This window comes from Candidatus Zixiibacteriota bacterium, assembly GCA_034439475.1.
Lineage (GTDB): Bacteria > Zixibacteria > MSB-5A5 > GN15 > FEB-12 > JAWXAN01.
Window position 1 is genome coordinate 1 of the sequence record JAWXAN010000036.1, and the last position, 15,998, is coordinate 15,998.

Consider the following 15,998-nt stretch of genomic DNA (forward strand, 5'->3'; position numbering starts at 1 on the left):
CAGAAGTTCCCTACATTGTCATTCCAGTGAAAACTGGAATCCATCTTCGTCCGTGCTGTCATCCGCCACCGCCTGACTGTCTCGACGTGTCGGGCATCCACCACGGCGGACTGGAATGACATTTTGAGGGATTGACATTGTTTCTGTGGTGTCGCGCGCCGAATTCTTGGACCACACTGCTTGCGGTGTGATCTTTTCTTTCACCTCTCCCCTGGGAGAGGGGAGGATGAGGGCATGTTCAATTGAGAGAAGACTCGCGGGGCATAAGAATGACCCGCTCTACAAGAGGAAGAAAAGATGTCCTGGATTCCAGCTTGCGCTGGAATGACAAAGATAGCTGGAATGACAAAAAGAGGGAGGATTGACTGCACTTCCGCTAACTCCTTCCCCCAAACCCAACTTTCATCCCTTGCAGTTATGTTCTCGAAATAGCTATCTTGCACCAATATGAAATTTGGACTTATTGCCAATCTTAAACGCGCCGGAGCTGATGAGGCTGTTCGGCTCTTTGTCCAATGGGCAGAGACGAACGGGCATCAGTCAATTCTCAGCGAAGACCTTGCGCCAGTCGCAACATCCCATAAATCTTTTTCTCCTGCGAAAGAAATCGCATCCCAAGTCGATGTGCTTGTCTCCATGGGAGGCGACGGCACGCTCATTTCCTCTGCCAGAGCGGTGGGTACAGCCGAAACTCCTTTGCTGGGGATAAACCTTGGTTCACTGGGTTTTCTCACTCAACAGCGGGGCGACCAGCTTGTATCCGCCCTCCAAAGAATAGTCTCCGGTAATTATCGTATCGAAGAGCGCATGTTATTGAAAGTGGATACGAATGGAAGCTCAAAGAAACTTTCTGAGCCATATGCGCTCAACGATGTTGTCATCAACCACGGGCCCGTGAGCCGAGTAATTACCATAAATCTGAAGGCCAATGATCAGGAAGTCGTCACATTTACTGGCGACGGTATGATAATCGCGACCCCGACCGGCTCGACTGCCTATTCTTTAGCGGTCGGCGGCCCGATTGTCTATCCGACAATGGATGCCATGATCGCCGCCCCAATTTCTCCTTTCGCCTTGACCATGCGGCCGATAATTTTCCCCGCTACGGAGAGGCTGACACTGAGGATGGTTTCCGAAGGAAGAACGGCCTCGCTTACTCTCGATGGCCAGATTATGTCTCCGATAACAGACAGCGATGTTATAACCATCACTCTGGCCGATTTCAAATCCCGATTTATCAGCTTTCCCGAAAATTCATTTTATTCCGTACTCAGAAGAAAGCTCAATCTTGGCGTCCTTCCGCAAGGTGATGGCGTATAACTCGCTGAAAAAAACAAGCAAACTTGCGCCAGCCGGGCTCCCGAGATTTTTCTTTCAACACCACTTGACTTTCTTCCATGTTTTGTTCTAATTGAAAACCAATTTCAATTGGCCGATGCCAATAGGATAAAGGAATATGCGAGAGTTTCTACGAACCAAAGGTTTCAAGATGACCCCCCAGCGCGAGCTTATTTTTCGCTCGTTCTTTGAACTGGGCGAACATGTTACTGTCGATGAGCTATATCAGAGGGTACGAAGCCTTGATCATTCCGTCGGCTACAGCACTGTCTGGAGAAATCTCAAACTTATCTGCAAAGTCGGCTTGGCCGAAGAAGTCAATCTCGGCGACGGCGTCACCCGCTATGACCGGATTACACGGCGTCCGCACGGCCATCTCTATTGTGTGAACTGCAAGAAAGTCGTGGAATTCGATGCCGGTCGCATCGCCGATCTACTCGAATCAGAATCACAGAAGCAAGACTTCTCAATTGAGGGCCTTAAAATCGAAGTACTCGGCTACTGTAAAGACTGTCAAAAAGTTCAGCAGGCCGCTGGCCCTGACCGAGAAAATTAGATTAAAGCGAAATAACCATCATGTTAACTTCACATACACTTTTCGAACAGAAAGATACAATGACATCATTAGACAAAATGAGTCCCGGCCAAAAAGGTAAGCTTGTTGGATTCACCGGAGATACTCTCATCGCTCGCCGTCTGACCGAGATGGGCCTTGCTCCTGGCCGCGAGATTACCTACTTAAGGAAAGCCCCGCTCAGGGATCCGATAGTTGTCCGTGTGGGTGGAGGCGTCTATTCGCTTCGGCAGATTGATGCCGCCCAGATCTCTGTTGAACTCGAGCGCGAAATAGTCGGCTAACTCGTCTCATCCGATCCATGCCAACGCTCGCTACCCAAAAATCTTCGAAGAATGTCACCAACCCGCAAACCGTGACAGTTGCGATCTGCGGCAATCCCAATTGCGGTAAATCTACATTATTCAACGCCATGACTGGACTTCGCCAGCGTGTGGCGAACTATCCCGGTGTGACGGTAGAAAAAATCTCAGGCCGATTCCATGTCGAAGGTGATTCGGGACCAACATACACACTGGTCGATATTCCGGGGACATATTCACTCGCCGCGAATTCCCCCGATGAGTATATCGCCGCAGGCGCGCTCTTTGGAAGTATCGGCGAGGCCACCCAGCCGGATGTCATAATCTCAGTCATAGATTCAACAAATATCGAGCGCGGACTCTATCTGCTCTTCCAAGCCTCGCAAATCGGCTGTCCTATAGTCGTCGCGCTTATCATGGTTGATATAGCCAAACGCGAAGGTATAGAGTGCAACTATGAGAAACTCTCTCAGCTTCTTGGTGGAATCCCCGTCATCCCCGTGGTGGCAACTCGAGGAACGGGAGTGCCGCAACTAAAACTTGCGGTTGCACAGGCATTGAAACGCGGAACAGTTCCAGTGTTGAAGGCGTACGACCCGAGTGTCGAGCGAGTCTGCGCTGATTTGATGCATGCAACTCAAAATGGTTTTCGAACTAAAGCCGAATATTTTCGTATTCTTTTCGACGACCACGGGCCAGCTTCGAAAACTTTCTTAATCGCAAGCGGCGAGCATGGACGTATTGTGCTCGAGAAGGGAAGAGCCACACTTGCCGACAAGTTCGGTTCGCTCGCTTTGGCAGAAACTCGAGGACTGACCGAGCGCGCGGCTTTAGTCGCTTCACAAGTTATCGACCGCCAGCATGTAGAGAAAACTTCGTCTTCCGAGAAAATTGACCGCGTTTTGCTCCATCCCATTTTTGGCCCTCTGTTTTTGTTTGCCCTTATGACGCTCATGTTCCAGTCTATATTCACCTGGGCCGAACCGCTCATGAGCGGTATAGATTCGCTCTTTGGCTCATTGTCGGGATATACAGAATCTTTCATGACCGAAGGGCCATTGCGTTCACTCATCACCGATGGCCTTATCGGCGGTGTCGGCTCGGTCTTAATCTTCCTTCCCCAAATTGTTATTTTGTTTCTATTTATCTCGATACTGGAAGACTCCGGCTATATGCCCCGGGCGGCTTTGCTGGTAGACCGAATGTTCGGTTGGTGCGGCCTGTCCGGCAAATCGTTTATCCCCATGCTTTCATCATTTGCCTGCGCCATACCGGGGATAATGGCGACGAGAACAATCGAGGACAAACATATCCGCTTTCTTACAATAATGGTTGCACCGCTTATGAGTTGCTCAGCGAGACTCCCGGTGTACACAATTATGATCGCGGCCTTTATTCCGCAAAAAACATACTGGGGAGTGTTCAATTCCCAAGGTATGATATTGCTGACTTTGTATCTGCTCGGTTTGGTGGTCGCTGTCCTCATTGCTTTTGTGGTCAAAAAATTCATGTACAAACCGCAACGCGGGTCGTTCATGATGGAAATGCCGTCATATAAATGGCCGCGACCGTCATCAATTGGTCTTCGGGTCATGACCCGCGCTCAGGCATTTCTTACCCGGGCCGGAACGATTATTCTGGCAATCACCATTCTCATCTGGGCGCTCAGCTACTATCCGCATTCGGAAACGATAGGGGAGAGCTTCGATCAAAAACGAATCGAAACAATCAATACAACATCGACAAAGACAGAATTTCTCCAGAGTGACATAGACCGATTGATCGCGCCAAGTTCGCCGGAGCAGATAGTCATATCGAATAACCTCCAGTTGCGGCTTGCTGAACTAACCGACGCCGAATCGATAGAAGCCCTTCGTACGCAGACCCTTTCGCATGATTCAACCGAGTCCGACACAACTTCACACGATAGCATTTTCTATCTTGCGTCCGAAAAACGCCTTCTTGAGGTTACTCAACAGACCAAGATTGCCGAGCTAAATCAGGAAGAAGCCGGCGCGTATTTGCGCGATTCATATTTTGGCCGAGCCGGAAAAGCTATCGAGCCTTTCTTTGAACCGCTCGGCTGGGACTGGCGGATAACCATGGCAGCGCTTGCCTCGTTTCCGGCACGCGAAGTTATTATTGCCACACTCGGCGCTATTTACAATCTCGGCTCTGATGTCGACGAAGGCTCGGCTTCGCTGACCGATAAGCTCAGACAAGCGCGATGGGCTGATGGCGACAAAGCTGGTCAGACGGTATTTTCGCCCGCGGTGGCCTTGTCGGTAATGGTTTTCTTTGCGCTCTGCTGTCAGTGCGGAGCGACAATTGTTACAATCAAGCAGGAAACTGGAAAATGGAAATATGCCGTTATCGCCTTTACCTATATGACAGTATTGGCCTACTTTGGAGCAATGGCAGTCTATCAATTTACACATTGGGTGGTCTCCTAAATGAATGAACTTCTGCAACAGTTCCTTATAGCGCCGATTGTTGTCGGCGCAATTGCGTACCTGACTCGCTATGCTATCCATTCCAAATCGCAAAACGGCTGTCCGGGATGCAAAGCTCATGAGATGATTGCTTCGGCTAAGCGTAAAAAGATTCCGCGGTAACATATTGATTACTGTGGTTGAACTAACGCTCGACAAACATCCCTCACAATCAATTACAAATTCTTATCTATATCGCCTCGATGCACGGGCGAAAATTATTCTCGTGCTCGTTGCCATGATTTTTGGCTTTCTCTCACATTCGTTCATTTTCCAATCAATTATTATTGTCGCATGTTTTGTTTCCCTCATTGCATCGGGTCAGAACTTTAGTTCAATTAAGCGGGCATTATCGGTTATCATTGTTATCGTGCCTCTGACATTCATCTATCATCTGTTGTTCTCCGGTAATACATCAGGCGAGCGCCTAACGGTTTTCGGCATAGAACTTTCGAAAGAGAGCCTTGTCCTGGCCTCGTTTTACACTGTGCGTCTGATTCAATTTATTACCCTTACCCTTTTTCTGCTTTCGACAAGTTCGCCGGTTGATCTGACCGAGGGGGTTGTGAAGTTCCTTCGGCCATTGCAGAGGCTTGGCGTTCCGATAAATGATTTTGGCCTCATTCTCTATATTTCACTTCGTTTCATACCGATAATGCACGAGGAGTTTCAGACAATCCGCAACGCGCAAATGCTTCGCGGGGTTATCTTTACCGGCTCACTGTTTCATCGCATTGGAATGACCTCGCACTTGCTTCTGCCAGTCTTGATGACAGCCGTTGACCGGGCCGACGCCTTGGCCGATGCTCTTTATGCGAGAGGCTACCGGAGCGACAAACCACGGACACTGTACACATATTCCCGTTTCGGAAAGCAGGAAAGTGCCCTCACAATAGCCGGTGTGGTCGGAATCACTGTCTTTTATATGGTGATTTTGCTGTGAGCCAGGACCGAAATATAAAGATTGTGGTCGAATACAAGGGGACACGATACGCTGGGTGGCAGATGCAGGAAAATGCCACAACGATACAAGAGCTTATCACCGAAGCCCTCAAACGTGTGACTGGAAAAGAGATAACGCTGCATGGCGCCGGTCGTACCGATGCCGGTGTCCATGCTCTAGGACAAGTCGCAAATTTTCATATCGAGCACGAGTTGGAGCCAAGCCGGTACGCCGACGCTGTGAACTACTATTTGCCGGATGATATTCGGATAAAGTCATCGATTGAAACCGACCTGTCGTTTCATTCCCGCTTTTCTGCCAAGTTTAGGCGCTACCGTTATCTGCTATCACCCGAACGGTCGGCGCTTTATCATGAACTCCGCTACGAACTGCCCCGGCAGTTCGATTATAATCTTTTGCAGTCATCTGCCCGTTTGGTGCGTGGCGAACATGACTTCAGTCCCTTTTGTGTGACTGCTTCAAGGAAAGAAAGCAATGTCTGTCAGGTCGAATTCTCGCGCTGGTACATGTTCGGAAGCCTTTACATATACGAAATTAGAGGGAATCGCTTCCTTCATAGCATGGTTCGTTCTTTGGTCGGAAGCATGATCAACCTTTCGATGGGTTCACAGGATAACAATCTGCATAACTTGACTTTAGGGAAGTTTGAGAATATCTTGACCGGCTCGACAGGAGAGCGAGCGGTTTTTACCGCTCCGGCTGAGGGTCTCTATTTGGTTTCGGTCGGCTATTAGAAGGAGAGTGAGACGGATGAGAACGATACGATGAAGTTTTTTATAGATACCGCAAGTCTCGATGAAATCCGCAAAGCCGAAGCAATGGGTATGCTTGATGGAGTAACCACCAATCCATCGCTGGTGGTCAAAGAAAGTGCGCCATACCGTGAGATTCTGGCTGAGATATGCAGGATTGTTCCGGGGCCAGTTTCTGCCGAAGTCATTTCCATCGACTTTGCCGGAATGATGCGCGAGGCCGACGAGCTTATAAAAATAGCGGACAATATTGTTGTGAAAATCCCGACCATTCCTGAAGGACTAAAAGCAATAAAAGCCCTCACTGAACGTGAAATCATGACCAACGCCACACTCGTTTTTTCGCCGATTCAGGCCCTTATGGTCGCCAAAGCGGGGGCAACTTTTGTCTCTCCCTTTGTTGGCCGCCTTGATGACATTGCCGCCGATGGAATGGATTTGATTGGACAGATCGTGACTATTTATAACAATTACGGTTTCGAAACCGAAGTCCTCGTGGCCTCCGTGCGACATCCAATACACATTGTCCAGTCGGCACTCATCGGAGCGGATATTGTTACGATGCCTTTTTCTGTCATGTCGAAACTTATGGATCATCCCCTCACCACAAGCGGACTTGAAAAGTTCATCTCTGATCATAAGAAGGCGACAGCAAAAGCATGATTGAGCGTTACACGCTCCCCGAAATGGGACAGGTTTGGAGCGATCAGGCAAAATATCAGACATGGCTTGAGGTTGAAATCGAAGCCGCGCGGGCAATGGCGCACTATGGCATCATTCCGCAAAAAGCGTTTGCCGTCATAAGTAAGAAAGCCAGATTCAATGTCGCCCGAATAAACAAGATCGAAAAAGAAGTTAATCACGATGTAATAGCATTTCTCACCTCGGTCTCTGAATCGATTGGTGAAAACGCAAAGTATGTCCATTTCGGACTGACATCATCGGATGTGGTCGATACCGGGCTCTCGCTTCAACTAAAACGAGCGGCGGAAATTATATCTGATAAAATAGACAAGGCGATAGCGGAGACAAAACGACTTGCGCTGAAATACAAGATGACTCTCTGCATTGGCCGGACTCATGGTATCATTGCCGAGCCGACGACAGTCGGGCTGAAATTCGCCATGTGGTATACGGAATTGGTCCGACGCAGGAACGCATTCGATGCCTCAGTCGAGGGAATGAGGCTGGGTTGTATCTCGGGAGCTGTTGGTACATTCGCCCATCTTGATCCAAAAATTGAGGCCTTTGTCTGCAAACGCCTCGGGCTAAAACCGGCACGGGTGACAACTCAAATTATTCAAAGAGATGTCCATGCCGAGTTTATTTCCGCCATCGCTCTGCTTGGATCGTCTCTGGAGCAGTTTGCGGTGGAGATACGAAACCTCCAGCGGACAGAAATTGGGGAGATGTCGGAAGGATTCAGCAAATCACAAAAGGGCTCTTCGGCGATGCCGCATAAACGAAACCCAATAACCGCCGAGCGCATATCGGGACTTGCGAGACTTCTGAGGGGATACTCAGTCGCGGCGATGGAAAACATACCCTTGTGGCATGAGCGGGATATTTCGCATTCGTCTGTTGAACGGGTGATCTTTCCTGATGCCACAATTGTCATTGATTACGCTCTGCAGAAATTCATAGATGTGTTGATAAATCTTGTGGTGAATGAAACGCGTATGATGGAGAATATCTTCTTCAATGGCGGCGTTGTCTTCTCGCAACGCATCCTGCTTGGGCTCGCCGCTCCGGTTGGCTCGCGAGAGAAAGCTTATAGGATGGTCCAGCGGACGGCCTTTCAGGCAGCAGAGGGGAAGGGAAAATTTCGAGATCTGCTCAAAGCAGACAAAGAGATTGCCGGATATCTCAGCGTGAAAGAGATCGATGCCTGCTTTGATTTGAAGTACTATACAAAGAATGTCCCGGTGATATTCAGAGAGGTATTTGGACGATGATAGCTAAAGAAGGTATTATTTTTGTAGTGATAGGTCTTGTGCTGACTCTGGTATTTGTGATGAGCGCGAATAGGTGGAACAGCCCGGTGCTTTTTGGGACCTGTGTTCTTTTCGGCTGTCTCACACTTTTCACGACCTTTTTCTTTCGCGACCCGGAGAGAATCGTTCCACAGGGGAAAAATATGCTGGTCTCACCGGCTGACGGCGCAGTGGTTGTGGTCAAACCAATAGGCGTTCACCCTTTTATCGGCGGCGAAGCCATTCAGGTCTCTGTCTTTCTGTCGGTATTCAATGTTCATATCAATCGAGTGCCGGCATCGGGAACCATAGATAGTGTGCGATACAACCCAGGTAAATTCCATGTTGCCTATGCCGACAAAGCATCTGAGTTGAACGAACAGACGACAATCATGATGACGACCACTTCAGGAATCAAGATTATTTTCAAACAAATTGCTGGACTGATTGCCCGCCGGATAGTGTGTAAACTTGAAACCGGGCAGATTGTGAATCGCGGCGATCGCTTCGGACTTATTCGTTTTGGCTCACGCACCGATTTGATTTTACCCGCCGACGCGGAGCTTATGGTAAAAGAAGGGGACAAAGTAGTCGGAGGAGAGTCGATTATCGCCAAATTGAAGGTGCCAGTTGAATCACTTTCTATGGAATCCGCACAGGAGAGCGATGCGCGACTATAGAGGAGTTTTCCCCGGTGTGTTCACCATGGGAAATGTCGTCTGCGGGTTTTTCTCCATCCTTTCATCTTTTGAAGGGAATATCACAACTGCCTGTTGGTTTATTTTGCTCGCAGCTTTTCTTGACGCCCTCGATGGGAAAGTAGCGAGGCTGAGCGGGTCGACCTCGCAGTTTGGCATCGAGCTTGATTCCCTCGCCGATTTTTTGTCTTTTGGAGTAGCGCCGGCCGTGATTGTTCACACAATAAAACTTTCCGCTCTTGGCAAATGGGGCTGGATAATCTCCATTGTCTATATTATGGCCGCCTCGTATCGGTTGGCGAGATATAATCTTCTTGCCGACAGCGAGGAGAAAAAAGATTTCGTCGGACTCCCTGTCCCAGGGGCGGCTTTGACTCTCGTTTCATTTATTATCTTCAGCTACCATGTATGGGGTGGACTACAATACCACGAGCTGCTCGTTTCGATGATTGTGCTCTTCTCGTTTTTGATGGTTTCACAATTTCAATACGATGCCATGCCTGATCGCTTTGAAACCAATGCCGATAGAATAAAATTAGTCCTGATGCTGGTTGCGGCAATCGGCCTTATTTTCAACCCCAGACTGCTCTTGTTTCCTTGTATGGCCGGTTATATATTGTTTGGTATGGTACGTCAGCTCCACAAACTCTTTTCGCTTGGAGTGGGCAAAGTAACCGGAAGAACAAACGGCTCCAGAAGGACGAAAGATGAGTTCATTGATCGCTAAGACCGAGAAAATAATCGTCAATGTTCGTCTCAAAGACGGGGTGCTCGACCCGCAGGGTGTTACTATCCACAAGGCTCTCACAAAACTCGGTTATGATGACTTTATCTCAGTCCGCTCCGGTAAATTTTTTGAGTTAGAAGTATCAGGCGATGCCAAGGATATTGACAAAAAAGTAAGCGAAGTCTGCTCCAAGCTGTTAACAAATCCTGTGATCGAAAATTACAGTGTGGAGAAGAAGTCGTGAAATTTGGCGTGGTGGTTTTCCCCGGTTCAAATTGCGATTACGACGCCTATATGGCGATTCGTGACCAACTCGGAGAAGAGGTCGCCTATTTGTGGCATGCCTCAAATGACCTGCAGGGATGCGATGGTGTTATTTTGCCGGGCGGGTTTTCGTACGGCGATTACCTCCGTACGGGCGCTATTGCAAGCCATTCGCCGATTATGGACAAAGTTATTTCATTCGCTAAGTCAGGCGGAATTGTCATCGGTATCTGCAATGGTTTTCAGACGCTGTGTGAGTCGCGTCTTTTGCCCGGCGCGCTGCTCCGTAATGCCCAGCTTCGCTTCAGTTGCAAGTATGTTACTTTGCGTGTGGAACGTGCCGACACACTCTTTTCGGCTGCAAGTTCGGTTGGGGATATACTCAAGATTCCAATAAATCATGGTGAAGGAAATTATTTCAACTTTGAAGGGGATATACGCATGCTCGAGGATGCCGGACAGGTGCTGTTCAGATATTGTGACAGTGGGGGTCGCATTACAGATTCTGCCAATCCGAATGGTTCAGTTGGCAACATTGCTGGTATAATCAACCAAGAGGGGAATGTTCTGGGAATGATGCCCCATCCTGAGCGGGCGGTCGAAGCTCTTCTGGGTTCGATTGACGGACTTAAGATATTTGAGTCAATTGCGGCCCCACGCCCGTCCTTTTCAATGGCGGCCAGGTCATGAAAGGGCGTGAAATTGCCTTTATCATGACCGCTCTGATTTTGGGGGCGATGCTTGGTGGACTTGTTGGCGAAATAATCGGCACATTTTTGCCGGATGGGGCGGCCAAGATACTGTTCACCAAGTCCATTGAAATTGGTTTTAGTCCATTTACGCTTAACCTCTACACGCTGGCTTTTACAGTCGGTTTTATGGTTAAGATAAACTTTATGTCCGTTTTGGTGGTTTTGCTTGTTATATTCTACTTCAGATGGTGGTACCTATAACATCGGCAGAGCCGAAGGAGTAAACGATTATGTTTGGTATGGGTCCATGGGAACTCTTTATAATTTTTCTTGCAATTCTTCTGCTCTTCGGAGCGAAGCGCATTCCTGAGATAGCGCAGGGAATGGGCAAGGGAATTCGTGATTTCAAGAAGGCAATGAAGCAGACGACCGATGAAGTCAAAGGCTCACTCGATGATTCGCCGGTCGAATCGCTCAAGAGCACTGTGACAAAAACAGATCAGCCGCAGGGGCATTAACAACATCGCAATCGTGTCTAGCTTTTAGCCTTAAGACTTGGTATGGCCACAATGTTCACGAGCGATAACGCGCAAGCCGTTGGGAAGGTGCTCGGAGCCGAAAAAATCTCTTTTGAAAAAGAGCATTTTCGGCTCAAAATATCCAATCCTGATGAGAAACGCCTTCTTGTACTGGAGATATATCCCGAGACCAAGCTCGGAAAAACCAGAGGAATGCTTGTAGTTATCTACACTGGCAATTCGCATTTGCAGCTTCACAATGTCTCCGGCTGGGTTATTTCCGAAGAACTCGGCGAAGTTACCTTCGTTGCTGAAACCAAAGACCGACTGTCCGGATTGGTTGTCGAGAAGGGGGCTTCATGCTCTCTTTATGCCGCGCTCAATCGTGAGCTTATCTCGAGCGATTTTACCCAGCTTGGAGTCGAGGTGATGCTTTCAGGTGTGGCTATGTCTCTTGTGGAAGAGATTCTTGAGAAGGGTGAAGAGCAGAAGTAACCCGAGTCAATTCATTCATCTATTTCTATCTAAATTGTCTTTGATTCCCTATCGCACAACAAGTTAGCTCCTTCGACTGCATGCAGTCCTTTGGGCAAAAAAAGACGCCGCAACATCATGTCGCGGCGTCGGGTAACGAAGAAGTTAGAAGAGACTTTCTTTATCAGTTCTGGCGCTGGGCAAATGCGGCAAGGAAATCGACAAGGTCGGTGGTGATGTCGCTTGCCTTCTGGTAGCGCTGGGCCGGGTCTTTCTTAAGCGCTTTGGCGATAATGTGATCAAAGAGAAGCGGTACCTGAGGATTGATGTTAGATGGCTTTTCCGGGTCATGGTTGATAACTGAGTAGATAAGGGCGGTAATGCTCTCTCCCTTGAATGGACGGCGTCCAAGCAACATTTCGTACATCACGACACCGAGAGAGAAGAGGTCAGCCCGGCGGTCGGTTGTCATTCCTTTGAGTTGTTCAGGAGCGATATAGTTGGGCGTACCCATTGCAATGCCAGTCTTGGTCATTGAATTGGAGTCTATTCGGGCAATACCATAATCCATTACTTTGACCGAATAATCTTTCAGAATCATGATATTGGCCGGTTTGATATCGCGGTGGACAATGCCTTTGTCATGGGCATAATCCAAAGCGTTGCAAATCTGGCTGATAATCTGCGCGATGATTCTATAGTTGAACTTGGTTTTCTTCTTTATCAGATCCTCAAGAGTCTGCCCTTGGAGGAACTCCATCGCGATATACTGCAACTGACCTTCGGAACCAACATCGTATATTGTCACGATATTTGGATGTGAAAGCTTACCTGCGGCTTGAGCTTCGCGATACAGACGTTCCTTGAGTTCTGCCATCTCAGCCGGGTCATTGACAAAATCCAGACGGATGGTTTTGAGCGCGACGGGCCGGTTGATTGCCGGGTCAATGCCCTTATATACAAGCCCCATGGCGCCGCGTCCCAAGGTGCCGACCACCTGATAGCGTCCAAGATTCTTCAGTTCGGGCTGCGAATACATGCCAAAACTGAGCTTGTCTGAGTCATCAGGATTGGAGGCCGGATTTTCGATATTAAACGGTTTGGAGGGCATCGGGCTGTTGCTTGCCATCGGTGAGTCTTCGAGCTCAATCCCCTGTGGGTCGAAACTTTCTGTGGTATTCGTACCCGATGCAGTTTTTCGAGAAGAGCTGGCATCTTTGGTTTCGCCACTTATAGCCTGGTGGTCGTAAATCTCACTTCGAGTAATGATATTGCTGCTGTCTTTCGACTTCGAGGAGTCAAAGGGAAGAGCTGATGTCTGCTGCTCCTCACGATCTTTTTTTGTATTCCGGAATTCACGGACTGGCGGCTGTGAGATGACATCGTGACCGCCGGAGCGGTGGAATTTAGGCTTAATCGCGGATTTGATGGCTCGTTTTGAACCTGCCAGCATCTTGCTGTCCAGCATAGGCGCCAAGATTAAAAAAGCGGCAAGTTGCAGTGCGAGATAGATCGTTTGCGGTAGGATATGGAACGATGCAAACTGGAAATAACTGACATTCATCAATACGACGAATCCGCCAAGCAGAAGAACTATGCGGTGCATCAGGAGAATGCGAGGGAGGACGAATGCCCCGATGCCGCCAAGGAAAAAGAGGAGGAGAAGGTCACGCAAAGGGCTTTTTGATTGGGATGAAACCATATTGTTGTTGATGATATTATCGATGACACTTGCTTTTATCGTCATTGAACTAACTTTCGGGTGGACAGCCGACGAGTACATTTCGTTTTCTCTGTCGTCTTCAACTCCGATTAAGACCATTTTCCCTTTGAGTCGTTTGAAATCAAATCCTTCAGAAAGGACTTCAGAGGCTGAGTATGTGGTGAAAGAGTTACCTTCGGCGAAGCTGATAAAGTACTCGCCCCATGAATTTATAGGGATCTTGCGTTGCAGGCTCAGAAGTACCGATTCCCCATCCACGACCTTGATTTGGTCGGTCGGGACGCCGAGAAAAGTCGCAGCGGCGAGAAGGGACATCGATGGGTAATAGTACCCGTCATAATTCATAAAAAGCGTCTGGTGTCTCAGTGTCCGGTCATCGTCGGGAGACTCGAAATCGAAGCCGAGTTTGGGCTTATGGGCCAATAGTTTTTCAGCGGGAAGAAACACTTTACGAACCGACAATCCTGATTCTTCGCTTATCAATCCGACCGGGTTGTTGACGGTAATAGAGTTCTGAAAAAGGTTCGGGGGATTGTTCGTCTTTGAGCTTCTAAAGTTGGATAGCGCGATATCGTATTGGAGAACAGCCTGTGTCACCCAGCGGAACTGGCTGGCGAGAATGTCGGTATGTCCTGCAGAGTCCTGCTGAGCGTCTTCAGGGAGATCAAGGTTGACCGCGATACTTTTTGGTTCGGCTGTCCCGACTGCGGCAATCAGATCGGCAACAAGATCCCGGTCCCAGGGCCACTGGCCATACTGTGTTTGGGATTTCTTATCAATGTTGACAATTACGACGTTTTGACTGCTCTCATTGGTTGCGGTAAATTTGCAGAGAAGGTCATTGGCTGACCGCTGGAGGCGGTCGATTGGACCAAAATCGTTTATGTACAGTACTACGATAAAAATTGTGACTAAGAGAAAGAGTATCTGGGAAAAATATCGTGACATGTGTGTTACTCCTTAACGACCGGTCTCCAAGCGTTCCGCCAAGACTCGCGGAATATTTGCTTGAATCATTTTTTGCTGTGTCCGCTGGACATCATATTCGACGCGTCGATATTCAACATCCTGTTCATCGGTGTCATAGAGCACATAGCATGCTCTTGGGTCGTTATCTCTCGGCTGTCCGACGGAGCCGACATTTATAAGATGGCGGCATTCTTCATCAGGTTGAAAACTGTGTCCGGTTCGGCAACGGATGGACGACGTGTCGATTTCTGAAAAGATGAGCGGTACATGAGTATGGCCGAAAAAGCACATCCGATTTTCCAGGTTATGAAAAGCCTGGGCGGCATCGTCAATAGAGAGAATATAGTGCCATTTCTCCGGCTCAAAAGGGGAAGCATGCACAAAGTAATTGGTGTCGGTGTGCGCTTCGATTTCATACTTTGAGATATCGGAAAGGGAGCGATCTCCAAGCTGGGATTTTGTCCAGGTAAGTGATTCGCGGGCAATCGTATTGAGTTTCTTCATATCCGTCAGACCGAGCGAGACATATTCATGGTTGCCCATGAGTTTCACCGCGCAATGTTTTTCGACCAACGCCACACAGGCCGCCGGGTCGGCTCCATAGCCGATAACATCGCCAAGGGAGAATATCTGGTCAACGCGGAGAGTGTCGATATCCCGAAGGACGGCTTCGAGCGCTTCAAGATTGGCGTGGATGTCAGAGACGAGAGCACACCTCATACGGTTTTCCCTGAGACGAACTTGAAGGTGCTCTTGCCGATTGAAATCATGTCACCATTCTTGAGCATTTGGCGCACTATTGCTTCGCCGTTTACCTTCACTTTCCTCTTGCTCCCGAGATTGTAAAGGGCATAGGTATTGTGTTCGCTGATTATTTTCGCCTGGATGCCTGAAAGTAGGAGCCCCTTTGCTCTAACATGAACAAACTTCGCTCGACCGATCGTTGTCACGTCTCTATCGAGTTTATATTCTGAGAATTCACTGTTTTCCTCGCCGATAAGCACAGAACCGCCATACTTGGCTACTATCTGGCGTTCGACCCTGTCGTTGTCGATAAGTTCTTTTTGACGCTTGGTATTGAGTACCATTGTGCCGTCCATATCGGCGCGCTCTTCGGTGCTGCCAGTGGTCTCGGTATGATAGATAAGAGCGTACTTGCCAATGGTAATAATGTCATCGTCTTGGAGGACTTCCTCGCTGATTTTGCGATTATTGACGAATGTCCCGTTGAGAGACTCATTGTCGATAATGACGGCGGCATTGTTATTGAATTCGATTAAGGCATGCTTGCGCGAGACGCCGCGGTTCTCAAGAACGATATCGTTGTCTTGAGTGCGACCGATAGTTATCCTCTTCTTTTCGGTTACAATCCGCTCGATTATCTTGTTTTCAAATTTTACGATAATCTCGGCCATGGCGGCATCCTTTCGTTCTGTTTACCACTGCGTACGCCTGTACTCAAGTTGTTTCCTTGGCATTTCTATTATCATCCGGCAAGTATGCGCAAGTGATACTCCTGCCGGGTGTGCTTTTGTTTA

At 48.5% G+C, this 15,998-nt stretch carries 19 protein-coding genes; 16 read left to right on the forward strand and 3 right to left on the reverse strand.

The features are described 5' to 3' along the window. The first annotated feature begins 447 nt into the window (after window positions 1-447). From SGI97_05160 to SGI97_05235, 16 genes are all read left to right on the forward strand, one after another. Window positions 448-1,320, forward strand: coding sequence for an NAD(+)/NADH kinase (locus SGI97_05160; protein ID MDZ4723274.1), 873 nt, complete (start codon window positions 448-450; stop codon window positions 1,318-1,320). 136 nt (window positions 1,321-1,456) lie between these two features. Further along, entirely contained in the window at window positions 1,457-1,894 is a 438-nt protein-coding gene (locus tag SGI97_05165) for a transcriptional repressor (GenBank protein ID MDZ4723275.1), read from the forward strand. A gap of 59 nt (window positions 1,895-1,953) precedes the next feature. Then, entirely contained in the window at window positions 1,954-2,196 is a 243-nt protein-coding gene (locus SGI97_05170) for a FeoA family protein (protein MDZ4723276.1), read from the forward strand. Window positions 2,197-2,213: 17 nt separating this feature from the next. Beyond that, window positions 2,214-4,667, forward strand: coding sequence for a ferrous iron transport protein B (feoB, locus tag SGI97_05175; protein ID MDZ4723277.1), 2,454 nt, complete (start codon window positions 2,214-2,216; stop codon window positions 4,665-4,667). After that, entirely contained in the window at window positions 4,668-4,829 is a 162-nt protein-coding gene (locus tag SGI97_05180; GenBank protein MDZ4723278.1) for a hypothetical protein, read from the forward strand. It abuts the gene before it with no gap. Between the two features lie 13 nt (window positions 4,830-4,842). Then, window positions 4,843-5,649: an energy-coupling factor transporter transmembrane component T gene (locus SGI97_05185; GenBank protein MDZ4723279.1), complete on the forward strand. Its 807-nt coding sequence runs from the start codon at window positions 4,843-4,845 to the stop codon at window positions 5,647-5,649. After that, the gene (truA, locus tag SGI97_05190) at window positions 5,646-6,404 is read left to right on the forward strand and encodes a tRNA pseudouridine(38-40) synthase TruA (protein ID MDZ4723280.1); all 759 of its coding nucleotides are present in this window, start codon (window positions 5,646-5,648) and stop codon (window positions 6,402-6,404) included. Before SGI97_05185 ends, truA begins: the two co-directional genes overlap by 4 nt. Window positions 6,405-6,434: 30 nt before the next feature. Beyond that, window positions 6,435-7,085 carry a fructose-6-phosphate aldolase gene (fsa, locus tag SGI97_05195; GenBank protein ID MDZ4723281.1) on the forward strand — a complete coding sequence of 217 codons (651 nt, stop codon included), beginning with the start codon at window positions 6,435-6,437 and terminating at the stop codon, window positions 7,083-7,085. Continuing rightward, window positions 7,082-8,377 (forward strand): adenylosuccinate lyase, encoded by a 1,296-nt coding sequence (gene purB, locus SGI97_05200; GenBank protein MDZ4723282.1) that lies wholly within the window; start codon window positions 7,082-7,084, stop codon window positions 8,375-8,377. The genes fsa and purB overlap by 4 nt, the downstream gene beginning before the upstream one ends. Then, window positions 8,374-9,075 carry a phosphatidylserine decarboxylase family protein gene (locus SGI97_05205; GenBank protein MDZ4723283.1) on the forward strand — a complete coding sequence of 234 codons (702 nt, stop codon included), beginning with the start codon at window positions 8,374-8,376 and terminating at the stop codon, window positions 9,073-9,075. Before purB ends, SGI97_05205 begins: the two co-directional genes overlap by 4 nt. After that, window positions 9,062-9,820 carry a CDP-diacylglycerol--serine O-phosphatidyltransferase gene (gene pssA / locus SGI97_05210; GenBank protein ID MDZ4723284.1) on the forward strand — a complete coding sequence of 253 codons (759 nt, stop codon included), beginning with the start codon at window positions 9,062-9,064 and terminating at the stop codon, window positions 9,818-9,820. The genes SGI97_05205 and pssA overlap by 14 nt, the downstream gene beginning before the upstream one ends. Then, the gene (gene purS, locus SGI97_05215) at window positions 9,801-10,064 is read left to right on the forward strand and encodes a phosphoribosylformylglycinamidine synthase subunit PurS (protein ID MDZ4723285.1); all 264 of its coding nucleotides are present in this window, start codon (window positions 9,801-9,803) and stop codon (window positions 10,062-10,064) included. The genes pssA and purS overlap by 20 nt, the downstream gene beginning before the upstream one ends. Continuing rightward, window positions 10,061-10,774, forward strand: a complete 714-nt coding sequence (purQ, locus tag SGI97_05220) for a phosphoribosylformylglycinamidine synthase subunit PurQ (GenBank protein ID MDZ4723286.1) — start codon at window positions 10,061-10,063, stop codon at window positions 10,772-10,774. The genes purS and purQ overlap by 4 nt, the downstream gene beginning before the upstream one ends. Beyond that, window positions 10,771-11,037, forward strand: a complete 267-nt coding sequence (locus SGI97_05225) for a DUF4321 domain-containing protein (protein ID MDZ4723287.1) — start codon at window positions 10,771-10,773, stop codon at window positions 11,035-11,037. The genes purQ and SGI97_05225 overlap by 4 nt, the downstream gene beginning before the upstream one ends. Window positions 11,038-11,066: 29 nt before the next feature. Continuing rightward, window positions 11,067-11,294: a twin-arginine translocase TatA/TatE family subunit gene (locus SGI97_05230; protein MDZ4723288.1), complete on the forward strand. Its 228-nt coding sequence runs from the start codon at window positions 11,067-11,069 to the stop codon at window positions 11,292-11,294. A 42-nt stretch (window positions 11,295-11,336) separates the two neighbouring features. Further along, complete coding sequence (locus SGI97_05235) at window positions 11,337-11,789, forward strand: hypothetical protein (protein ID MDZ4723289.1); 453 nt, start codon at window positions 11,337-11,339, stop codon at window positions 11,787-11,789. Between the two features lie 163 nt (window positions 11,790-11,952). On the opposite strand, the gene SGI97_05240 is transcribed toward SGI97_05235, so the two are convergent. From SGI97_05240 to SGI97_05250, 3 genes are read right to left on the reverse strand one after another with little or no spacing between them, the layout of a single operon-like run. Then, the gene (locus tag SGI97_05240) at window positions 11,953-14,439 is read right to left on the reverse strand and encodes a serine/threonine-protein kinase (protein MDZ4723290.1); all 2,487 of its coding nucleotides are present in this window, start codon (window positions 14,437-14,439) and stop codon (window positions 11,953-11,955) included. Window positions 14,440-14,451: 12 nt separating this feature from the next. Then, window positions 14,452-15,180 (reverse strand): metallophosphoesterase family protein, encoded by a 729-nt coding sequence (locus tag SGI97_05245; GenBank protein MDZ4723291.1) that lies wholly within the window; start codon window positions 15,178-15,180, stop codon window positions 14,452-14,454. After that, complete coding sequence (locus SGI97_05250) at window positions 15,177-15,875, reverse strand: FHA domain-containing protein (GenBank protein ID MDZ4723292.1); 699 nt, start codon at window positions 15,873-15,875, stop codon at window positions 15,177-15,179. The genes SGI97_05245 and SGI97_05250 overlap by 4 nt, the downstream gene beginning before the upstream one ends. Between the last annotated feature and the right edge of the window lie 123 nt (window positions 15,876-15,998).